15 protein-coding genes are annotated in these 21,215 nt (G+C 62.4%); 7 read left to right on the top strand and 8 right to left on the bottom strand.

What is annotated here, in order from left to right; genetic code table 11:
• Positions 1–521 precede the first annotated feature (521 nt).
• Positions 522–3,377: a cell wall-binding repeat-containing protein gene (locus ABD791_RS08285; protein WP_345064720.1), complete on the bottom strand. Its 2,856-nt coding sequence runs from the start codon at positions 3,375–3,377 to the stop codon at positions 522–524.
• A gap of 205 nt (positions 3,378–3,582) precedes the next feature.
• Between ABD791_RS08285 and ABD791_RS08280 the strand changes: the two genes are divergently transcribed.
• From ABD791_RS08280 to ABD791_RS08250, 7 genes are all read left to right on the top strand, one after another.
• The gene (locus ABD791_RS08280) at positions 3,583–5,559 is read left to right on the top strand and encodes a cell wall-binding repeat-containing protein (protein ID WP_345064717.1); all 1,977 of its coding nucleotides are present in this window, start codon (positions 3,583–3,585) and stop codon (positions 5,557–5,559) included.
• Between the two features lie 223 nt (positions 5,560–5,782).
• Positions 5,783–7,363, top strand: coding sequence for a cell wall-binding repeat-containing protein (locus ABD791_RS08275; RefSeq protein ID WP_345064715.1), 1,581 nt, complete (start codon positions 5,783–5,785; stop codon positions 7,361–7,363).
• 160 nt (positions 7,364–7,523) lie between these two features.
• On the top strand, positions 7,524–8,753 hold the full coding sequence (locus ABD791_RS08270; protein WP_345064712.1) for a cell wall-binding repeat-containing protein: 1,230 nt from the start codon (positions 7,524–7,526) through the stop codon (positions 8,751–8,753).
• Positions 8,754–9,099: 346 nt separating this feature from the next.
• On the top strand, positions 9,100–10,449 hold the full coding sequence (locus ABD791_RS08265) for an HNH endonuclease signature motif containing protein (protein ID WP_345064710.1): 1,350 nt from the start codon (positions 9,100–9,102) through the stop codon (positions 10,447–10,449).
• 184 nt (positions 10,450–10,633) lie between these two features.
• The gene (locus tag ABD791_RS08260) at positions 10,634–11,242 is read left to right on the top strand and encodes a dTDP-4-dehydrorhamnose 3,5-epimerase family protein (protein ID WP_345064707.1); all 609 of its coding nucleotides are present in this window, start codon (positions 10,634–10,636) and stop codon (positions 11,240–11,242) included.
• A 3-nt stretch (positions 11,243–11,245) separates the two neighbouring features.
• Positions 11,246–12,112, top strand: coding sequence for a glucose-1-phosphate thymidylyltransferase RfbA (gene rfbA, locus ABD791_RS08255; RefSeq protein ID WP_345064704.1), 867 nt, complete (start codon positions 11,246–11,248; stop codon positions 12,110–12,112).
• Between the two features lie 190 nt (positions 12,113–12,302).
• Positions 12,303–13,601, top strand: coding sequence for a cell wall-binding repeat-containing protein (locus ABD791_RS08250; RefSeq protein WP_345064702.1), 1,299 nt, complete (start codon positions 12,303–12,305; stop codon positions 13,599–13,601).
• Between the two features lie 55 nt (positions 13,602–13,656).
• On the opposite strand, the gene ABD791_RS08245 is transcribed toward ABD791_RS08250, so the two are convergent.
• From ABD791_RS08245 to ABD791_RS08215, 7 genes are all read right to left on the bottom strand, one after another.
• The gene (locus tag ABD791_RS08245; protein ID WP_345064699.1) at positions 13,657–14,610 is read right to left on the bottom strand and encodes a hypothetical protein; all 954 of its coding nucleotides are present in this window, start codon (positions 14,608–14,610) and stop codon (positions 13,657–13,659) included.
• Between the two features lie 186 nt (positions 14,611–14,796).
• Entirely contained in the window at positions 14,797–15,576 is a 780-nt protein-coding gene (locus tag ABD791_RS08240; RefSeq protein ID WP_345064695.1) for a hypothetical protein, read from the bottom strand.
• Complete coding sequence (locus tag ABD791_RS08235; RefSeq protein ID WP_345064693.1) at positions 15,576–16,970, bottom strand: glycosyltransferase; 1,395 nt, start codon at positions 16,968–16,970, stop codon at positions 15,576–15,578. Before ABD791_RS08235 ends, ABD791_RS08240 begins: the two co-directional genes overlap by 1 nt.
• Positions 16,967–17,812, bottom strand: coding sequence for a glycosyltransferase family 2 protein (locus ABD791_RS08230; RefSeq protein WP_345064689.1), 846 nt, complete (start codon positions 17,810–17,812; stop codon positions 16,967–16,969). Before ABD791_RS08230 ends, ABD791_RS08235 begins: the two co-directional genes overlap by 4 nt.
• 6 nt (positions 17,813–17,818) lie before the next feature.
• On the bottom strand, positions 17,819–19,054 hold the full coding sequence (locus tag ABD791_RS08225) for an ABC transporter ATP-binding protein (protein WP_345064686.1): 1,236 nt from the start codon (positions 19,052–19,054) through the stop codon (positions 17,819–17,821).
• Between the two features lie 22 nt (positions 19,055–19,076).
• The gene (locus ABD791_RS08220; protein WP_345064683.1) at positions 19,077–19,979 is read right to left on the bottom strand and encodes an ABC transporter permease; all 903 of its coding nucleotides are present in this window, start codon (positions 19,977–19,979) and stop codon (positions 19,077–19,079) included.
• A 100-nt stretch (positions 19,980–20,079) separates the two neighbouring features.
• The gene (locus ABD791_RS08215; RefSeq protein WP_345064680.1) at positions 20,080–21,192 is read right to left on the bottom strand and encodes a glycosyltransferase family 2 protein; all 1,113 of its coding nucleotides are present in this window, start codon (positions 21,190–21,192) and stop codon (positions 20,080–20,082) included.
• Positions 21,193–21,215: the final 23 nt, after the last annotated feature.

Here is a 21,215-nt window from a genome sequence, read left to right as displayed (position 1 = left end):
CTGCGCGGCATGGTGGTGGACGAATATCACCATTTCGTTGGTCGAGGAGCGAGCGCCAGCGAGTGTCTCGAGACCTCGCGAGCCGACGTTCAAACGCAACCCGAGTTCAAGGATTGGCTCGCGAGATCTCGAGACGCGTGCTCGCAAGCTCGCGCGCTCCTCGATCAACGAAATGGCCCATATGGCCAATAGATGCGCGCTCCTGCGTCGCGTGCTCCTCGACCAACCAAAGGGTCACACACTTCGTAGTACTGGTGGGCCAATGCGCACCTCGTGCGGACCAGCGAATCAGCAGCCTCGCAGCTCAGCGACATCGGCCGAGAGCGTTGCCGGCCCGCCGAGCAGCGTCACCGCTGTGGACTTGAAAGCAGCAAGGTCCGAGCGAGCGGTAGCCGGAATGTAGACCTGTCGAGAAGGTCAGGAGCAACGGGCCGCCTGAACGGCGCCCGCACATGCAAAACGCGCTTGGCCTGCCCCGAGACTCAATGGAGTCGGGGCAGTCCAAGCGCGCGGAAGGTCGGCTAGCAGCCCTTCAGCGCAGCGACATCCTTGTTGAGAGCGGATGTCCCGCCCAGAAGCGTCACGGCCTTCGTCTTGTAGGCCGTGAGGTCGCCTCGGATCGCCTTGGGGACGCATCCGGTCTGCACGACATACAACGGCGCCTTCTTCGAACCGGCCAATGCAGCCCCGGCCAACGCGTCAGGAAACTGGTACCCCGTCGCGAAGTAGGCCCGGGTGACGGTCTTGAAGGCATCCCGCGTGATTTTCTGCGAGGTGTCGAATCGGTCGACGCCTGAGATGCGCTTGACCTTTGCAACCTTGCTCAGCGAGCTGGAGATTCCGGCGGAGACCGCGAGGTTTCCACCGACAACAGTCAGCGACTTCACCTTCATCTTTTTGAGCAGCGTCGTGGTCGCGGCGTCGGCCGAGCGGGCTCCTCCGTTGACGAGCACGACCGGGATGCGCTTGCTGCCGGCTGCCGCAGAGGCTGACAGCGCATCGGGATAGTTCATTCCGGTTGCGATGTAGGCGGAGGTGATGGTGCCGGGGAACGCATCGGCAACGAGCTTGCGGCCGGTTTCAAATCGGTCGGCACCCGCCAAGCGCACCGTCTTCGGAGAGAGCTTCTTGAGCTGGTTGAAGACGGCGTTTGAAACCGCTGCGGTTCCTCCGACGACGATGATTTTCTTGGGCTTGAGCCTCTGGATCTCCTTCTTGACGTCGCCAGGCAGACTCGTCGACGGGGTGAGGAGCAGCGGTCCACCCTTGGCCGAGGCTGCGGGAGCCGCGCTCAACGCGTCGGGGTAGTTCGCACCGGTTGCGATATAGACGATCGGTGCGGTGCGGGGGTACCCGGACTTGGAGATCGCGACGGCGGTGCTGTAGCGGTCACTGCCTGAAATGCGGTTGATGTTCGGCGTTGCGGGCCCGGATCCGAGCGAAACCTTCACAGAGGCGGTTGCGCCGAGAGAAACGACACTGATCGACAGGTTGCCCGACGGAATCTTGATCGACTCTCCGGCCTTCAACGCCATGTGACGGTCGATGGTCTGCGTTGAACTTGGATTGGGCTTTGTGAGAACGGTGGTGGTCTTGTCACCTCGAATACGAAGCACCCGCACGCCGGGAACGAGAGACTGGTGCAGTTTGCTCGCGTACAGTGCACCCGAGTCAATGCCAGTGCCCGATCGGTACTCGATGAAGTACACGGCGTTGGTCTGAGGGTCGACAACCTTCAGACCGCGGGGCCCGCTGGTCGCTGAGATCGGCCTTACTGCATAGGTCTTTGTCGTCGTGCCGAGTACGACCGTTCGCTTCACGGTCGGAAGGTCGGCTGAGCTCAGTGCACCCAGACGACTCTTCTGTGCCACGTTGAGCGCCGGCAGGTGGGCGTTGGTCTTGCCGTTGATCATGAGGCTGTAGCCCATGATGTCGTAGGCATCCTCGTATTCATCGTCAGCACATTTGTCGGAGTCGCTGTACTTTGCGGTTCCTTCAACCTTGTTGCCGGTGCAGTAGTGAGCATTCGAGTGCTTGAGCCCCAGGTTGTGACCGAACTCGTGCGCAATCGTCATCGTTCCGACCACGGGGTGCCAGGATGCCCAGGCGAATCCACCGGAGTTGAGTGTACCAATCGACCCGAGACCGGATCCTGTTGTGCAGGCCGCGGGAGCGATCACGAGCAGGTGGCGGGCGCCGGACTTGGAATAGTAGGAGTTGCCGCTCGGGTCGCCGAACGCTGTCGCAGCCTGCTGCCACACGGCTGCCTGATTGCAGGGATTTGACGAGACGAGACGTTTCACCGCCTTGGGCTTGACGATTCGGGACACCTGGCCTGAGCTCTGCGACGACCAGAAGGTGCTGATCGTGCTCATGATCTTGTCGACCTGTGAGTTCGAAACCGGGTAGTTCTGGTTGCCGCTTGCGGGGTTCTTAAACGACAGCACTGCGACGTCGACATTGTGCACGCGCGCGGCGCTCGCGGCCTCGAAATCAGGTGCAGTGATAGTGGCTTCGACGACGACGAGAGGAGCATCGAGCTCGGAACTGGCGGAGAGCACCTCGTCTTCGATGGTCGTCGTCACCGTTTGGTCGATAGTTTGCCCGTTGTCCACCGGCGCCGGGTCGTCGGTCGCTGTCTCGTCAGTCGACTCTGGCGTTTCAGCAACCTTCGGGACGTCGGTTGCCTTCGGCGTTTCGGTGGCCGTTGGAGTGGCAGTTGCCTCCGGCGTTTCAGTCGCTGTCGGCGTTTTGGTGGCCGTTGGTGTGTCAGTTGCCTTCGGCGTCTCGATTGCTGCCGGGGTTTCGGATGCCGTTGGCGTGTCAGTTGCTGTCGGGGTTTCGCTGGCCGTTGGTGTGGCAGTCGGCTCCGGCGTTTCAGTCGCTGTCGGCGTCTCGGTAGCAGTCGGGGCGGCGGTGGGCTCATCCTCGTCAGCATCGTTCGTGCTGTCGGGGGACTCGGGCTCCGGTTGCGGTGTTGTCGCGGCTTCTGTGAGCGCTGCCTCGACCGCCTCGTTGATCGCGGGAGCGAACTCGGCGGGGACCGCAAGTGTGCCGGAGAACTCGCTGCCGCTGACGACGTCTTCGGTCAGCGCTCCGGTAATGGTGACGGTTGTGCCCGTCACGGTGCGCAGTTGCACGCGGTCGGGAACTGTCTCGATCTTTTCAGAGCCGTCGAACGCCTCGACTCCCGAGTAGACGATGATCGTTCCGTCGACTTCGACTGTCGACCCAGCGTCGACGAGCGCGCCATCGGACAGCGAGACCGTGGGGGCCGCTGAGGCCGGCCCACTGATCATTCCCACGACAAGCAGTGAGGTGGCGATGGTGGAGAGACCGAAAACGGCTCTCCGTGAACGCGATGATTTGAGATGCATATGTTCCCCCCAGATTTGTATGCCCCTTCCGAAATCGGAGATCGAGGCTGTCCAATCCTAGTGAGTGGGAAAAAGCCATCCAGACCCTGGATCGTCTACCCTGATTCGGGGGGTCGGCGGGGCAAAATTGGCGGTCTCGCCCCCAATTTGAGGGACTCGCGCGGATGTCTGCAGAGACGGTGACGTGCCGCGTTAGCATCGCTAAATGCAGAAAACGCCGCTCTACCGCCTCGCAGTCACGGCAGCAGCTGCCGTTTTTCTTGTCGCAGGTGTCGGCCTGACGTCGGTAAGCCCTGCGTTCGCGGAGGACAGCGAGACGCCCAGCCCGACACCCACTGCCGTTGAGACCCCAAGGCCGGCACCGACGGACAGCACTCCGACTCCGCAGCCGGGGGAGGGCGTTGTGACGCCGACCTCGACGCCGGCCCCGAGCTCGACGCCGACCTCGACGCCGAGCTCGACCCCGACAGCCGTGACCGTCGTTCCAACTCCGACGCCGGCGACTCCTTCCGCTGAGCCGGACGTGGAACCTGCGCCCGATTCGGAGGTGGCGCCCTTGGCCTTCCAAGCGGACGGTCTTCAGTTTTCTGCGGCTTCGATCTCTGGCTTCGATCCCGGAAACATCATCAGTGACTACAACTTCTACAACTCTTGGGCCATGACCGAGAACGAGATCCAATCGTTTCTCGACTCGAAAATTGGAACCTGCAAGAATTCAAATTGCTTGAATGTGTATCGAATGGACACCCCGACGAGGACATTCGATTTCGGCACGTGCGCCACGTACCAGGGGGCTCCCAATGAGAGTGCGGCGCGGATTATCTACAAGGCGCAACGCGCCTGTGGAATCAGCGCCAAGGTTATTCTCGTGACGCTCCAAAAGGAGCAAGGCCTCGCAACCAATGACAGCCCGCCGCTGTCCGATTTGCGCAAGGCAATGGGATTCGGCTGCCCCGATACCTCAGAGTGCGATGCGAACTTCTATGGCTTCTTCAACCAGGTCTACGCTGCCGCTCGACAGCTCACGTGGTACAACAATCCGGAAGGGTCGTTCACGAAGCGATACAAGGTGGGTGCGTCGAACCCGGTGCAATACAACCCCAACGTGGGCTGCGGGGCACCCGAGGTCTACATCCAGAACAAGGCGACTGCTGCACTGTATTACTACACGCCTTATCAGCCGAACGCTGCGGCGTTGGCGAACCTGGGCGGTACCGGCGACGCGTGTTCGTCGTACGGAAATCGCAACTTCTGGGACTATTACCGGAGCTGGTTCGGCAACCCCATCGCGGCTGAACGTCTGGCCGGCGCAGATCGTTTTGACACTGCGGTCGAGATTTCGAAGTCAACATTCCCCAGCTCAAACGTCAACGTCGTGTATGTCACGACCGGTTCTGACTTTCCCGATGCGCTCAGTGCAGCGCCCGCTGCCGCAGCAGGGGGAGGGCCGCTCTTGCTCACCACTCCCACGAAGCTTCCGGCTTCAGTGAAGGCGGAGATTGCACGCCTGAAGCCGAAGAAGATTGTGATTGTCGGAGGAAAATCTGCTGTCTCAGCCAGCGTGGAGAAGGACCTGGCCTCGTTGACGGGATCTCTCGTGCGGCTGGCCGGCAAGGATCGCTACGAGACCTCGCGGATTATTGCGAAGTCGGCATTCCCCGATGCCGCGGGCGCCTACGTTGCCACCGGAGCGAACTTCCCCGACGCACTGTCGGCAGGTGCGGCCGCTGGAATCGCAAAATTCCCGGTCGTCCTGGTCAATGGCAGTGCGGCATCCGTCGACCAGCCGACGAAGCAGGCGCTCGCCGGCAAATCGAAGGTGATGATCGCGGGTGGCGCTGCTGCTGTGTCGGCCAAGGTCGAGGCCGGGCTCGCCGCAGAGGGGCGACAGATAACACGTTTCGCCGGCGCCGACCGCAACCAGACGAGCTACCTGATCAACAAGGCCACGTTCACCTCGGCAAAGAGCGTCTATCTCGCGACCGGCTGGTCATTCCCCGACGCGCTCGCGGGTGCGGCCGCCGCCGCCACGACGAAGAGCCCGCTCTATGTCGTTCCGGCCTATTGTGTTCCGGCCGACACTCGATCGGCGATTAACATCACGCTCAAGGCAAACCGAGTGATTCTGCTCGGCGGTCCGGCGGCGCTCTTCGATCAAGTCGCAGCGTTGGCGCCCTGCTAATTTGACGTGAGCCGCCCCAGGCCCACCCCCAATACAAGGGTGGCATGGGGCGGTCGCCCACCCTCTGTGGGGCAGCCGCCGGCGCGCCGCTGATGTCGGGCGGCGTGGCAGATGACAGGTTCACCGGCAACCCCTAGCCTCAGAGTGTGCGCTGCGGCACAGTCGCCCGCGCTTCAACGGTTGAGGCACACTGCGTCAGCTTTTGTCTTCTGAGGGGAACCAGATGAACATGCTCAATTCTCGAATCAAACGCGGACTGGGGTGCATCGCCGCGTCGTCGCTCATTCTTGGCGGGGCGTCCTTCGCTCTTGCCGCACCGGCATCTGCCACAACTGGCGGCGAGATCGCTCCTGTCGCGGCCGCGGCGGCGACCAGTGTCGTGCCAGTTACTGTCAACGACATCGCCCCAAATGAGTCGAAGTATTTGGGCTGGCACGAGGGATACACGAACGCGACGCCCGCATTTCGGATCGCGACCGACGGACTCCACTTGGGTATCGGTGCGCCCTCTCAGATCTTGAACGGACTTGTGGCGTCGGGAAAGCCCGGAATTGCCACGACCGACCTCCTGGCACTGATCACCGGTGCGAGCACCAGCGTGCGCTCTGGGGCAGTGACTTTTCAGGTTGCGGTGACCTGGGGGACTGGTGCGTCGTCCGGCTGGGCCACACTGCGTTCGGATGAGCTCATTCAGCCAGTGTCAACCATCAGGGCGAACGACCTGTGGGTGTCGAGCAAGGCCGTCGGAGCAATCGCTGCGGACACCCCGACAACGGTCAAATCACTCACTGACGAGCTGAAGCGCCTGGGCAATGTTCGATACTCAGGTTTTGGCGTACAAGCTGACGCTGAGGCTGCGGTCGGCGACGTGACCTGGGACGGCACGAAGTACGCCTTCACCGTGGTGACAGACCGCATCGCAGGAGACAACCGCTATGACACCGCCGTGAAGATCTCGCAGTCATTCGCCCCTGGTGCGAGTCGACTCTATGTCACGAGCGGCCAGGATTTTCCTGATGCATTGAGTGCTGGTCCCGCCGCAGCGCACTTTGAGAGCCCGCTGCTCCTGACCACCCAGGACACGGTGCCGGCCAACGTCGCGGCCGAGATCAAGCGGTTGAACCCGGACGAAGTTGTTGTCGTCGGTGGCACCACTGCGGTGTCAGCACAGGTCGAGACGCAGATTGAGAGCATCGTCGGAGCAGACGCTGTCATGCGCGTCTCCGGGGCCGACCGCTACGAGACATCCCGAAACCTCGCACTTGACGCGTTTGGCAAGGCGGACACCGCCTATGTTGCAACTGGCGCCAACTTCCCTGACGCGCTCGCAGCCGGCCCGGCTGCGGTGCACTTCGACGGCCCAGTCGTTCTCGTTGCCGGCTGGGGAACAACGGTCGACGAAGCCACGAAGACGCTGCTGGACAATCAGCTCGGCGTGAAGACTGTCAATATCGTCGGCGGAGAGGTCGCGGTGAGCCACGGGGTTATCGTCGACTTGCAGGCTCTGGTTCCGGTGGTCGCCCGTTTCTGGGGTGCCGACCGCTACGTAACGGCGAGCGAGATCAACAAGGTCTTTGGCACGAGTGACCGTCTCTACCTTGCGACAGGAACTGGCTTCGCTGACGCTCTTTCCGGAGCGGCGCTGGCCGGCCTCAATGACTCTCCCCTGTACGTCACGACACCGGATTGCCTCCAGGAAGCCACGACATGGGGCATCGTGTCGAAGGCTGCAACCGAGGTGACTCTCTTGGGCGGTCCAGACGTTCTGAGTCGGGGCATTGCGTCTCTGACGTCCTGCAAGTAGCACCAGAACTAAGCCGTCTCGCGCCGTGATCGGCGCGTGATCGCCAGAGGTGGGCTCGTCCGCGGACGAGCCCACCTCTGCGCTGTCAGGGTTGCTGACTTCTGGGCAACGCCTCACCGACACTCACCCCCCCCCGTTCAGCCTCATTCTCAGGAGCACCATGCGCACACGAGCACTTCTCATCGCGGCCGCCATCTCGGCATCCGTTTTCACCGCCCTGCCGGCGCAAGCCGCGGACCTTGGCGGTCAAGCTGCAGACGACCAGATGCTGAGCCTCTCGGCAGCGGCGGTGGCCGGCACCGAACGGGTGGCCGGCGCCGACCGGTATCAGACGGCGATCAAGATCTCTCAGAAGAACTACGCGCCAGGGGTCGGTGTCGTCTATCTGGCAACGGGCTCGAACTATCCGGATGCGCTGAGTGCCGCACCGGCCGCGGCCAAACTTGGCGGCCCTCTCCTGCTCACGCTCCCTGACCGTCTCTCGGCCGAAGTTCGACAGGAAATCGAGCGGTTGCAACCCGCCCAAATTGTGGTCGTCGGTGGAGAGAGCGCGGTCAGCCGCGCTGTCTACAAGGCAGTGGCGACGCTCGCACCCACGCGCCGTGATGCCGGTGGCGATCGCTATGAGACCTCGCGCATCCTCACCACCAACGCATTTTCCGACACCGGCGCTCAGATCGCCTATGTCGCGACCGGCAACAACTTTCCGGATGCCCTCAGCGCGTCGGCCGCCGCGGGTTCGACCGCGAGCCCGGTGATCTTGGTGAACGGGCAGAGCAATGCGGTGGATGCGGCGACAAACGGCCTGCTGAGCACGCTCGGCACCAGTCAAATCATGATCGCCGGCGGCACGGCCGTCGTGTCGTCAGGAATCGAATCCGGCCTTCGTGGCGTGGCCGACGTGCGCCGCCTGGCCGGAGCGGATCGCTACAGCACCTCGATTGCGGTCAACACGGCGGTCTTCAGCAGTGCCCCGACGACCTACCTCGCGGTGGGCAGCAGCTTCGCCGATGCTCTGGCCGGTGCGGCCCTGGCCGGCCGTGATTCGGCGCCGCTCTATGTTGTGCCGAACAACTGCGTGCCCGATGGGGCGCTTTCCGCGATGAGTAACGCGGGCAGCGTACGCACCGTGCTACTCGGCGGCCAGGCCGCCTTGGGGGCTGGCGTTGAGAGCCAGGTGCCGTGTTCGTCGATCCCGGCGCCGACGCCGCCAGCCCCGCCTGCGCCGCCGGCTCCGCCTGCTCCTCCGGTAGTTTCGGGACCCACAGTGACGGCAGGGGCCTTTTGCAAGAAGACGGATGCAGGCCAGATCGGTTACACCAAGACTGGATCGAAAATGATCTGCTCGACCTCGGCGACTGACTCCCGGTATCGCTGGCGGGCAGCCTAACCGCTCGTCACGGACTCCGGCGGGTCAAAGTTCAGGAGTGGAGGTGTGTCGGCAATGCGACACTCGGTGAATCACCGGGATCGCGTGCCGAGACACGCCCTCCGCTCCTGAACCCGGTTCCCTCCCGGCTCAGCGCGTTTGTCGACTTCTGAATCTGAATTGCTTCCCGTGCCCGCCTCGGTAGTCGAGGAGTGCATGAGGGAATCGGCTGTCGAGACCCCGCGAGCCAGCCTCTGAACCTGGATGTCGTTGGGCTCTGAAAACTTTTCTGAGAAACTTTTCCGCACCCCCATTTTTCGGCCATTCTCGGCCCAGAAATGTCGGTGGTCTCCGGTTGACTGGGGTTATGAAACTCAACGACGAGTCCTCGAAACCGGCTGACGATCAACCGCCCGATCGGCCGCCAGATCCCCTCCCACCGGAGTCTTCACTGCCCGACCCTGACCCAGCCCGGATGTCCCCGGCCGCGATGGCTGATCACCTCGGCACTCTGCTTGATGCGGTCTTCGATTCTGAACGTGACCGCGGTGCGGCGGATGCGGCCCGCGTCCGGCGCATTGACGCAGCCCGGGTCTTCTCCGAGGTCACCATCAATACCAGTGCCCTGGTCGCCCCGGACTATGTGGGGTTCGGCGGGGACGCCTACCAGCGTGATCTCACCGCTCGGGTGCTGGTCAGCGAGGTGGCCTGTGGCCTGCGAATTCCGGAACGCACCGCCGAAACGTTGATCGTCGAAAGCCAGGCGTTGGTGCACGATTTCCCGGCCACGCTGGCCGCCCTGGAACAAGGGCAGATCAGCTACCGGCACGCCCACACGCTCCTCGACCAAGCCTGGACTCTCCCCGCAGCGGCTCGGCCCGCGTTCGAGGCGGCGGTGCTTCCGAAGGCCGCGACGCTGACGGTGGCGAAGTTTGACGGTGTCGCCCGGAGGCTGCGGGAGAAACTGCATCCCGAGTCGATTGCGGTGCGGCACGCGCGTTGTCTCGGCGACCGGGAGCTGACCTTCGAACCGGCCCCCGACGGGATGGCGTACCTGCACCTCTACCAATCTGTGGAGAAGGTGCGGGCGATCTTCGACCGGGCGACCGGACTCGCCCGCAACCTACAACGCGCCCGCGAACCTCGCACGCTTACCCAGTTGCGGGCCGACGCCGTCACCGATGTGCTCATCGACGGCGTCACGCCGGGTGGCCTCGGTCAGGGCATCCGCGCGAACGTGGCGGTGATGGTGTCGGTGATGACGCTCCTCGGCCACGACGACGAACCCGCCCACATCGAAGGGTACGGGCCGATCGACGCGGACACGGCCCGGCGGTTGGCGGCGCACGCGCCGAGTTTCACCCGCCTGTTGACTCACCCGGAGACCGGGGTGATCCTCTCCGTCGGTCGGTCGAGGTACAAGGTTCCCGAAGACCTGCGGCGCTGGTTGCGGGTGCGGGACGAAACCTGCCGCGGCCCCGGCTGCAACCGGTCCGCCGCGAGCTGCGACATCGATCACGGCGTTGAATGGCGTGACCGGGGTCGCACCCGGTACGACAACTTGTCCCATCAATGCAAACGGATGCACAAACTGAAAACCGAGACGAACTGGAACATGGTGCAACGAGTCGGCGGCATCGTCGACTGGACCTCACCGACCGGGCATGTTTATCGCACCGAGCCGGCGAACTTGATCGAAGTGCCGCCGCCGTTCTAGCCCGCATACGGGTCTCGTGCTTGAGCGAATCCGGTGACTAAGCGTGTCGAAATCACGCGACCCGATCTCGAAACCGACCAGCCAATCTCCCCGGTATCAGTTTGCATGTCTCCGTGTGGCGCCTCAGCAATGAACTCTGCACGCGCCAATCGGGCTCCCAGAGTGCGCTTGCTAGACTTCGACGGTGCAAATTCGTGAGCTTTCTATCCCCGATTCCTACGAGATCACCCCGAAGCAGCATGGTGACGACCGAGGCGTGTTCTTCGAGTGGTATCGCTTCGACAAACTCGAAGAGACGATCGGCCACTCGATGAACCTGCGCCAGGCGAACACTTCGGTGTCGAAGCGTGGCGTGGTTCGTGGCATCCACTTCGCCGACATTCCGGTCGGACAGGCCAAATATGTGACGGCGACCCACGGTGCCGTGCTCGACTACGTCATCGACATCCGCGTCGGTTCGCCGACCTTCGGTCAGTGGGACACCGTACTTCTCGACGACACTGACCGACGTGCGATCTACATTGCAGAGGGCCTCGGCCACTGCTTCGTCGCGCTGACGGAGAACGCAACGGTCAGCTACCTGGTCACGGATGTCTTCAACGCGTCCCGCGAACATGGCATCAACCCGCTCGACCCCGATGTCGCTCTCGTCTTCCCGCCCGAGGCGGGCGTTCCCCTGCTCTCGCCGAAGGACACCGGTGCGCCGAGTCTGGCCGACGCCGCGGCATCCGGTCTGCTTCCGACCTGGGATGCGGCTCGCGCCTTCTACACATCGCTGAATGAGGGAAAGTAACCCATGCGCGGAATTATTCTGGCCGGCGGCTCCGGCACCCGGCTGTGGCCGATCACCAAGGGCATCTCCAAGCAGCTGATGCCGATCTACGACAAGCCGATGATCTACTACCCCTTGTCGACGCTGATGATGGCCGGCATCAATGAGATCCTCATCATCACGACGCCGGAGTACAACAATCAGTTCCGTGCGCTGTTCGGCGACGGATCTGAGCTCGGCATCTCGATTCAGTATGCGGAGCAGCCCTCTCCGGATGGCCTCGCACAGGCCTTCATCATCGGCGAGGAGTTCATCGGCGACGAGAGCGTCGCGCTGGTGCTCGGAGACAACATCTTCCACGGCACGGGCCTCGGTTCTGCGTTGCGCACGCACAACGAAATCGATGGTGCGCTGATCTTCGCCTACCAGGTGAGTGACCCCAAGGCCTACGGCGTCGTGGAGTTCGACAAAGACTTCACCGCACTCTCGATCGAGGAGAAGCCGGAGAAGCCCAAGAGCAACTATGCGGTTCCCGGTCTGTACTTCTACGACAACAGCATCGTTGAGATCGCGAAGACCATCGAGCCCAGCGCGCGTGGCGAACTCGAGATTTCAACGGTGAACGAGCGCTATCTCGAAGCCGGCACGCTGCAGGTGCAGGTTCTGGACCGCGGCACGGCGTGGCTGGATACCGGCACATTCGAGTCGATGATGCAGGCATCCGAGTATGTGCGCGTGATCGAAGACCGTCAGGGCTTCAAGGTCGGCTGCATCGAGGAGATCGCCTGGCGCGCCGGCTGGATCGACGACGCGCAGCTTTTGGCGCTGGCCGCACCGCTGGTCAAGAGCGGCTACGGTGAGTACCTCAGGCGTCTGGTCAAGAACAAGTAGTCAGTTTCACAGTGTGTGGCCCGGCCTGTTGGCCGGGCCACACGCGTTTGTGGGCGCAGTTGTCTGTGGCCCCCGGCACCGGGCGCGCGGGATGCCAAACCTCGAGTTCCAGACTGCTACTGTGTGAGCGGGCCGCGGGGTGGGTGGCGACAATCAATACAATGAGCGGGCCGATGTACCCAACGGCAGTATGGGGAATTCGGTGTTTCGGTCATTGGTCGTTGTGGCGACGTGTGTAGCCCTCTCATTCACAGCGGCGCAGCCGTCGGTCGCGGCCACGCCGCCGCTGCTCGAGAATCAGAAGGCCGCCACGACGGATGTCGCGCTCCTCACATCAGCAGCCGAATCCGAGACCTTTCGCTTCGCCGGCAAGAAGTGGGCGGACACCGTGCGAATCGCCGGAGCAGACCGCCATGAATCAGCGGTGAAACTCTCCAGATCGGAATTCAAACCTGGGGTCGAAGCCGTCATCATCACATCCGGGCGAGATTTTCCCGATGCGCTCTCTGCAGTGCCAGTCGCAGTCAAGCTCGGCGGGCCCATCTTGATGACCGAGTCAGGCGCATTGCCCCCGGTGACGCTCGACGAGATCCAACGCCTCGGCCCGAAGAACATCTATATTGTCGGCGGTATATCTGCGGTCTCGGCCCAGGTCGAAAAGAAACTCAGGTCGTTTGCAGCGGTCGAGCGGGTGCAGGGCGCCACCCGCTACGAGACTTCTCTCAACGTTGCGAAGAGGTTCTTCCCGGCTGCCAAGGATGCCTTCATCGCCACCGGCCGAAACTTCGCCGACGCGATCTTGATCGGCCCTCGCGCGGCCCAGTGGGGTGCTCCGGTGCTGATCGTTGATGGCGCCCTGAGCTGGGTCCCCGCCGCGACGATGAGATATGTGGAAGCGGTTGCGGACTCGGTCGGCATTGTTGGCGGCTCGAATGCCGTAAGCAAGGCCATCGAACTGCAGCTCACCCTTCCCGATGTGTGGGTCGAGAGGTACGCCGGGGAAGACCGATTCGCCACCCAATCGGCGCTGATGAACGGACCGTCGAGCGCACCAGAGGGATTCGTCGTGACCGCGTACAACTTTCCCGACGCGCTGGCCGCTGGAGTGATTGCAGGTCGCCGCGACGCCTCGCTGTTTCTCTCACATCAGAGCTGCCTCGACAGCTGGTCGGCCATGTTGATGGCGGGCGGGTCCGCGACTACGTACACCGTTGTCGGGGGAGTGGCGGCGCTCGCTGCGCCGGTGATGGATCTCACGCAGTGCGGTACAACGCCGCCGCAGTCGCCTCCGCGCGTTGTCGGCGAACAGACCCGCTACGTGCCATACGGCCAGTGTGCGAGTACTGACTACCACAGTTCGCACAATCCCGGCCCGGGTGGCGGAAGCATCATCGACAGCACAGACGCGGAATTTGCGAAGAACAACCTGTACTGGACGTACCTCATCAAGGGCTACACGATCATCTACTACTCCTGTGTCAAGGTGTGAGGCCGAGCGGCGAGAACATCGTCTGGCCAAGGGCTCCAGCCTGCCGTGGTCACAATCAGCTGAGCAGGGCGAGGACTTCGGGCGGAGCCGAGTAGGGGATGCCGTCAGGCGATATCAAGCGCTGGCAACCGTCCAATTCGACGGAGAATGCTGGCCCTGCCACATTCACACCGCTTTTCGGCGTCACTACCACGAAGGCGCCGACCGCTTCGGTGCAGGCGGAAGCATCGGTTGCCGACGCAACATTCGCAGCGAATCCCGTCGATTGCGCCTGGTCCAACGTTTTCGCTGAGACGAAGCGACCGGTGCCTGCGGCCTGATCGGTTCCGTAGCGGCAGACGAGGATGGTGTCCGCTGAGTCGAGCGCTGCCAGCCAAGCGGGGTCTTTGGGTTTTGCGGCGTCAGAGGATGAAGCAAGCTTGTCGGCGGGGAATCCCCTGGTCCCGTCACAGCCGGCATCGAGCGCTGCGCGAGTCGCCAGCAACCTGATCGGGAAGAAGGTTGACTCCTCGACGGCGAGGTGTGCGAAAGCGGCGCGCGCGTCTTGTGTGATCCTGCCGCAGACATCCTTCGGCCAGGCAACTCGGATGGTGGCGCCGTGGGCGTCCTGCAACCACAATGGCGGCGTCGACTGGAACGACGCGTCACAGGCCTGATTCTGCTCAGGCACGTCGTCAGGAGCGCCGAGTGCCTCTCGCAAGGCCGTGAAATCGCCGACACGACGCTCGAGCGTTGCACCCATCCAGCTACCCTGTTCGTCTTCAACGAACGTGTCGTAGTTGCAGACCGACGCCGCGACCGGTTCGAAGTCGACGGGAATTCTCATCGCCACCCCGTCGGCGTTGGACATCGAGTCGGGCGCCAGACAATCGATGGTACCGGTGACGCCCGCAGGTGTGGCGTCCGGAGCGGGGACTGCATTCGGCTGGCCGGAGACTCCAGCGCAGCTGCTCAGGACAAGTGAGAGAAGAAGAGCGCCGATCGCCGCTGCAACTCGGGCAGTGCGCACTGGAACCCTCTCCTTGAACGCATAGGTCGCTGGTGAATCCACACTCGGCGGGCAATCGGCCGCACCACAAGTGGATTGATGTCCGGTGAGATCCCGCGGTTGACCCGGGTACATGTGGTCGCTGAGCCGTTCTTCGCTACCGAGACCAGTCACCGTGCGGGTCTTCGGAATCTGAACCGGTTGAATTCAGCGCAAATCGTCGCGGTGCAGATAGGAGTAGAACTCTTCCTTCTGGTAGACGAGCCCGTGGGCCTGATTCGTCTCGTCGAGCACGAAACTGATCTCGAGGTCGATCTTCTGCAGGGTCCAGCCCCTGCTCTGCGCGTAGTGGCTCATCCATTGGTCTTCCATGAATGCGTACTGACTGGGAAGCAAGGAAAAGAAGTCCCGGTGCGCCACGATATCAATGTCGCATACGCACCCGCCGGTGCCGACATAGTCGGCCGGCTCCCCATCGGCCAACGCCTGACGGTTCCAGTACGAGCCGTCTAACCCAAACGCCCAGAAGCCCGCGATGATCCGCGGGCCGGCCACGTCAAGCAACCGGGTGACGAAATCGGCCGGCACCACTTCGTCGTCATCGAGCATGATGAACGAGCCGCGGTAGCCGGAGCGCCGCAGCTTCGAGGCGACGAAGAACCGCGCAATCCCGCCCATGTTGATCGGGGAGCCGACCAGTTCCACGCTGAGAGTGCTGTCGCTGCGGGGAGTGAAGCCGGCCAGGGCCCGGCGGTAGCGCGCGCGATCCGCCCTCTTGTTGTTCCACAGCACAACGCGTACAGGGCGCATGCTGTCCTGCCGATCGAGTTCCTCGAGAATCGATTCGATGCGGTCCGGACGGTTCCATAAACACATCACCAGTGGAACCGCGTCGGCCGACGGCTTGCCGACAACCCGTTCCATCCGAAAATAGCCGCGCGAGAACAGTCGATAGAAACCGCGCCAGACAGTGTCCCGCACGGTCATCAGCGTCGCCTCAGCGTCGACACCGTCGATCCCAGCGCACGCAACCAGGCCGTCGAACGCCACGACGAGCTGGATTCGATTCCGGCAATGCGCTTGTTCAGATCGGCGACGATTTGGTTTCTCTGCGAGATCACACCTCGTTCGCGATCAGCGGCCTTGCGGGGGTTCTGGCAGAACGCAATCAGGGGGTCGAGCATCTGAGACCAGGTCTGGTCGAGCGCATACACTCGCACGCGTTCGGCGGTTGCGGCGAGGCGCTGCTCATCGAAGAGCAACCCCTCGATCGCGGCGGCGAGGGCATCGACGTCTTCCGCCGGAACAGTCTCACCTAAGCCGTTTGAGCGGATGATGGGGGCAAAAGTGTCACCGTCGGTCGCGACGATCGGAAGTGACGCCCAGAGGTAGTCGAGAATACGGGTGCGAAAACTGTACGCCGTTTCGACGTGGTCGAGGTGAGTGCTGATCCCGAGGTCTGCGTCGAGCAGAAAATTGGCCCGCTCGCGGTAGGGAACCCAGGTTTCGTTGAAAAAAACCACCCGATTCGTGAGCTGCAACTGGTCGGAGAGCTCGCGCGCCCGGCGCTCCATCTCCATCTGGGGCACGTCGGGGTTCGGGTGCTTCACACCCAGAAAAAAGAGACGCAGGGTGGGATGGGACTCGGCGACACGGGCCACTGCTTTGATCAGAGTAATCGGATCGAACCAGTTGTAGATTCCACCGCCCCAGATGATCACCTTGTCGTCGTCGCCGATTCCGTCGACCACGCCGCGGATGCCATGGGCCGTCTGCACAGGCGGGTTGTCTTCAACCCCGAACGGGGCGATATCAAGCAGCGAACGCAGACTCGGGTCTTGATCGTAGGTCGAGGGATTGATACGCGCGAGCGCGGCGAGTTGACCGAGCCAGAAGTCGCGCTGCTTCTCCGACGCGCAGAGCATGAAATCCGCGCGCTCCATCTGGTCGTTCATCACCTCGACGGCATCGAGCGCAACGGCGTAACGGTCAGCTTCCGGCAGATCCTTGCCCTGTTCCAGCTGTTCCAGATGCAACGGGTCGTAGATGTCAGCGACGATGATAGTGTCGAGCGCTTTGAGCCACGGATGACTGCGCAAAATGTGCCCCTGCACAATGATCACGTCTGCCCACTCCGCGTGTGGCCGGAGCTTCTCTTTGCCGGCGTGATGCACCTCGAAGTCGGGGTGGCTGATGGTCGCGCCGACAGTCGACACGAGACGCACCCGGCCAACGGCGGCGAGGGCGCGTGCAATCTCCCAGGCACGGATAGCCGGTCCGGCCATCCGTTCGCCCAGCGTGTCTGGCGTCACGATGAGAATCGAATACTGCTGCGCGCCCGGCACCGGGTTTGTCATCTGTGCCCCTGTCTGAACGGTCATCGGGTCACCCACCATTGACGTGCCGCCAAGGCGAGCCGCAATCCGAGACGCACAGGGGCGAGGTACCACGCAGAATACTTGCGCGAGAGGTAGAGATAGGCACTGTCGTGGTGCACCCGCTCCATCCGTTTCGCGCTGTTCGAGGTCGAATGTGCACCCGTGTGGGTGACAACGGCCGCGGGGATGTAGACATTGCGCCAGCCGGCTTTCGCCAGCCGGGCCCCGAGGTCCACATCTTCGAAGTACATGAAATAGCTCGGGTCGAAGCCGCCGATTGCGTCGTAGGCTTCCCGGCGAATGAGCAGGCAGGCGCCCGACAGCCAACCGGCATCCCTCTGATCGAGACTGTAATCGTGTTCGGCGCGGTAGCTGCGCGACCACGGGTTGCTCGGCCACACTCGGCTGAAAAGCGCATGTCCGACCCCGGTTCTGATCGAGGGAAGGTTGCGGGCAGACGGGTAGACGGCACCATGCGCATCAAGAATGCGTGGGCCGAGCGAGCCAGCGTTGGGCAGGGCGGCGGCGGCTTCCACCAAACGATCGAGAGCGCCGACCGCGAAAGTCACGTCGGGGTTGGTGATCAGCAGCAGGTCGTAGTTGCCCTCTGCCGCCGTGACACCCGCGGTGACGCCTCCGCCATACCCCAGGTTCTCGTCCAGTTCGATCAGGCGAGCTCCGTAGGCAGCAGCGGCCGCCCGTTCCACGGTGAGGTCGGTCGAAGCGTTGTCGACGATGATCACATCGGGATGCGCTGGGGCCGACAGAGCAAGCGAGTCGAGAAAAGTTGCCAAGGTCTCGCCGGAGTTATAGGTCACCGTAATGACGAGTACCGAACCGGTCATGGGGAACTAGCGCTCCACGACGGCGAATTCGGGCTCCGCGTAGGTGATCCCGACGGCAAGTGGGTTGTCGGCCACATCGAAGGAACACGCCTGCGGCATGTCGGCGAAGTGGCGCCCGGCCGAATCGATCAGTGAGATGTTCACGAAGTACTTGCCGGTTCCGAACGAGGTGTTTTTCAGCGTGAATTGCACGACCTGCTCGCCCGACATGCGTCCCAGTTCGACGCCCATCCGTTTGGTGGTTGTGCCGTACGCAACCTGCCCCAGTGTGTTGTCGACCTGCAGGCCACAGAGCCAGTTGTCGGGACCCGCGAGAAAGTCAAGATTGACGGTGACGACAATATCGTCGCCGAGCTGAACAGACTCGCTGGGGGCCCGTCCGACAGACTGCGCCGATGCGGAGAGGATCTTCGCCTCTCGCGGGGCGAGTACCTCCGGGTGAGGAGTAGCTTCGGCCTCTGCAACGCGGCGGTCCTCGAGGATGTCGCGGAACTGGGCGACTGCCTCACGCGGCTCTCCGTCGAAAACGACCTTGCCCTTGTTGAGCAGAATCGCACGATCGCACAGCTCAGTGACCTGGCCGAGCGAGTGCGTGACGAGCACAATCGTGCGGCCTTCCTCCTGAAAGGAACGAATCTTGTCGAGACATTTGCGCTGGAACGCCTCGTCTCCGACGGCCAGAACCTCATCGACCAGCAAGAGGTCGGGGTTCGTGTGCACGGCCACTGCGAATGCGAGACGCACGTACATGCCAGAGGAGTAGAACTTGACCTGAGTATCGATGAAATCACCGATGCCGGAGAAGGCCAGGATGTCGTCAAACTGGGCTTCGGTCTCGGCGCGGCTGAGGCCCATGATCGAGGCGTTCAGGAAGACATTCTCGCGACCGGTGAGGTCGGGGTGGAAGCCTGCTCCAAGTTCGAGCAGCGCCGCGATGCGGCCGCGTCGAGTCACTCGGCCGCTGGTCGGATCGATAATTCCACCGATGACCTTCAGAAGCGTGCTCTTGCCAGACCCGTTGTGACCGATGAGAGCGACAGTGTGGCCGGCCTGGATCGTGGTGCTGACCTCTTTCAGCGCCCAGAACTCTTCACGGTGGCGGCGCCCGCTGCGACCGAAAGTGACGAGTCGTTCTTTCAACGAGTTGTCTTTGCGCAGTACGAAGCGTTTTGAAACGTTGTCAACCACGACCACGTCGGGAGACGTGGTCGTCGTTGATGCGGCAGTGTCTATCTGAGTCATCGTGTCCTTCAGCTTGCTAACGTCACAGTGCTTGCGCGAAGTTGCCCTGGAGCTTCGTGAACACTCGGTGGAAGATCACCATGAGGCCGACTCCGATCACGAGGGCGACGCCAAGGCTGAGCATGAGATTGTCGGGATACGCCGCGGTTTCAGCGCCGCTGATCCAGAAAGCTTTCTGGAATCCAAGCACGCTGAGCGTGATCGGATTGTTGGTGTAGATCGCGAGCGCCAGACCATTGCCCAGGATGCCCCGCACCATTTCCCAGGAGTAGACGACCGGTGAGGCCCAGAGTGCCAGCATGAGCAGTACTTCAACGAGGTACTGGGTGTCCCGCAGATACACGTTGACCGCGGCCAACAGAAATCCGAATGCCATCCCGTAGACCAGCAGCACGAGAAACGAGGGAATGAAGTAGATCAGATTCGCGGAGATGGGGAACACGCCGAGAGCGAGAGTGGCCAGCAACAAAATGACCATTTGAATGGCGAAGTTGAAGAGTGCCGAGCCGGTGCTGGCGAGCGGAAAGACTTCGCGCGGAAGATAGATCTTCTTGATCAGGCCGCTGTTTCCGACAATCGATGCCGTCGAGCCGCCGACGATCTCGCTGAGCAGCCCGTAGGCGGTCAGGCCGGTGTACACGTAGATGGCGAACTGCGGGATGCCGCGTTCGGCGCCGAGAAACTGGCCGATGACGACGTAGTAGATGAACAACTGCGTGAGGGGCCGAACCAGAGTCCAGACAAACCCCAGTGCGCTGTCTTTGTAGCGTGACTTCAAGTCGCGTCGCACGAGCAGCGAAAGCATCTCGCGGTGATCGAGCACCTCGCGCACCGACCGGATGAGCCCGCGATCGGCGCTGGAGCCGGAGCCGACCGTCACCAACTTTTGCTGTGCGAGGGCGGCAAAACGCTCCTGTGCAGACATAAACTTCACTTCATTCAGGGGGAGGGGACTTCGCAAGTATAGTTGCAGGCCCGTGCGGCTCTCCTGGGTAAGGGCTGGACGGAAACCCGTTCAACCTCGTCTATCGGCGTCGGCCACGCAGGTGCACCGCGTGTGCGATCTTGTCGAGTGCACGCACGACCTTGCGGTTTTTGAGCGTCGTCAAATCGGATTCGATGCGCCCGACGGTTTCTCGCTCGTGCTGGAGTTCCTGCTGCAGCGCGTCAGTCTGCTCCGTCTGCTTGGCCCGTTCGGTTTCGAGATTCCGAATTCGAAATTCCAGCCCACTGATCAGCGTGCCGTAGGCCAACGCCTGCTTATTGGCATCGGGATCGACGGGGACATCGACGACCGGGTTGGTGAAGGCATCGGCGATTCGCCGGTCGACGATGAACGAGCCAGACGCGAGGCCGGCTTCAATCGCCTCATCAGTGGGGTGGCGCACCAGGTACGACGGAAGGAGAGTGTCGCCTTGCAGACGAAAAAAGTCGCGCATTCCGTGGTGGTTCGGGCTGGGAACAAGATCAGGTGAATCCAGGTAGGCGCGGCCGGAGTTGTCGACCTTCCGGCTGAACTGGGCCCAGGAGCGCCACGGAAAATGCAGCACCTCAATGGCGAACTCCGCTGGCGGTGCACCCAAACTCTGCAGACTGACGAAATGGTTTCCTTGAATCACCGTGATGTCAGGGTCACCGATGTGTGCAGCATCGTGAGTGGAATGCGCGTGCAAGCCGACGGCATTCAACTCGTTGACGGTGCGCTGGTCGCGGTAGATCAACCGCTGAAAACCCGTTCCTTGCAACGCGGGCGGGCCGGTCATATCTGTCACGTCGACAGTGAACGACTGAATGGCGGGGTCGATGTTCTCGAAAGCCTGCTTGAGCGTGAGGCCGGGACGCACCGGCATCCAGAATTCGTCGGCATCGGCGTTGAGAACCCAGGTTGCACCATGGATTGTCGCGGCATCCCGTGCCATCTGGGTGACGACGACGCCTTGTTGCTTGCGGTGTACCGGATCGTGCCGCAGATCGACCACACCGCGCGCCGCATAGCCCTCGAGAATCTCGGCGGTGCCGTCGACCGATCCGTTGTCGGTGACAATGATGATGTCAATGCCCTGGGCCAAGTGATGGTCAAGCATCGGAGCGATGATGTCAGCTTCATCGCGGACCATCATCGTCATCGCAAGTTTCATGGAACCTAAGTCTTTCGGTGGAG

It is taken from the genome of Glaciibacter kafniensis, assembly GCF_039538945.1.
Lineage (GTDB): Bacteria > Actinomycetota > Actinomycetes > Actinomycetales > Microbacteriaceae > Cryobacterium > Cryobacterium kafniensis.
This window is presented reverse-complemented; position numbering and strand designations above follow the sequence as displayed.

Bases quoted from the DNA above. Each gene is read 5' to 3' on its own strand.
- ABD791_RS08220 (WP_345064683.1), bottom strand. From the start codon at position 19,979: ATGTCTGCACAGGAGCGTTTTGCCGCCCTCGCACAGCAAAAGTTGGTG.
- ABD791_RS08225 (WP_345064686.1), bottom strand. From the start codon at position 19,054: ATGACTCAGATAGACACTGCCGCATCAACGACGACCACGTCTCCCGAC.
- rfbA (WP_345064704.1), top strand. From the start codon at position 11,246: ATGCGCGGAATTATTCTGGCCGGCGGCTCCGGCACCCGGCTGTGGCCG.
- ABD791_RS08240 (WP_345064695.1), bottom strand. From the start codon at position 15,576: ATGACCGTGCGGGACACTGTCTGGCGCGGTTTCTATCGACTGTTCTCG.
- ABD791_RS08235 (WP_345064693.1), bottom strand. From the start codon at position 16,970: ATGACCGTTCAGACAGGGGCACAGATGACAAACCCGGTGCCGGGCGCG.
- ABD791_RS08285 (WP_345064720.1), bottom strand. From the start codon at position 3,377: ATGCATCTCAAATCATCGCGTTCACGGAGAGCCGTTTTCGGTCTCTCC.
- ABD791_RS08230 (WP_345064689.1), bottom strand. From the start codon at position 17,812: ATGACCGGTTCGGTACTCGTCATTACGGTGACCTATAACTCCGGCGAG.
- ABD791_RS08265 (WP_345064710.1), top strand. From the start codon at position 9,100: ATGAAACTCAACGACGAGTCCTCGAAACCGGCTGACGATCAACCGCCC.
- ABD791_RS08215 (WP_345064680.1), bottom strand. From the start codon at position 21,192: ATGAAACTTGCGATGACGATGATGGTCCGCGATGAAGCTGACATCATC.
- ABD791_RS08270 (WP_345064712.1), top strand. From the start codon at position 7,524: ATGCGCACACGAGCACTTCTCATCGCGGCCGCCATCTCGGCATCCGTT.
- ABD791_RS08250 (WP_345064702.1), top strand. From the start codon at position 12,303: ATGGGGAATTCGGTGTTTCGGTCATTGGTCGTTGTGGCGACGTGTGTA.
- ABD791_RS08275 (WP_345064715.1), top strand. From the start codon at position 5,783: ATGAACATGCTCAATTCTCGAATCAAACGCGGACTGGGGTGCATCGCC.
- ABD791_RS08280 (WP_345064717.1), top strand. From the start codon at position 3,583: ATGCAGAAAACGCCGCTCTACCGCCTCGCAGTCACGGCAGCAGCTGCC.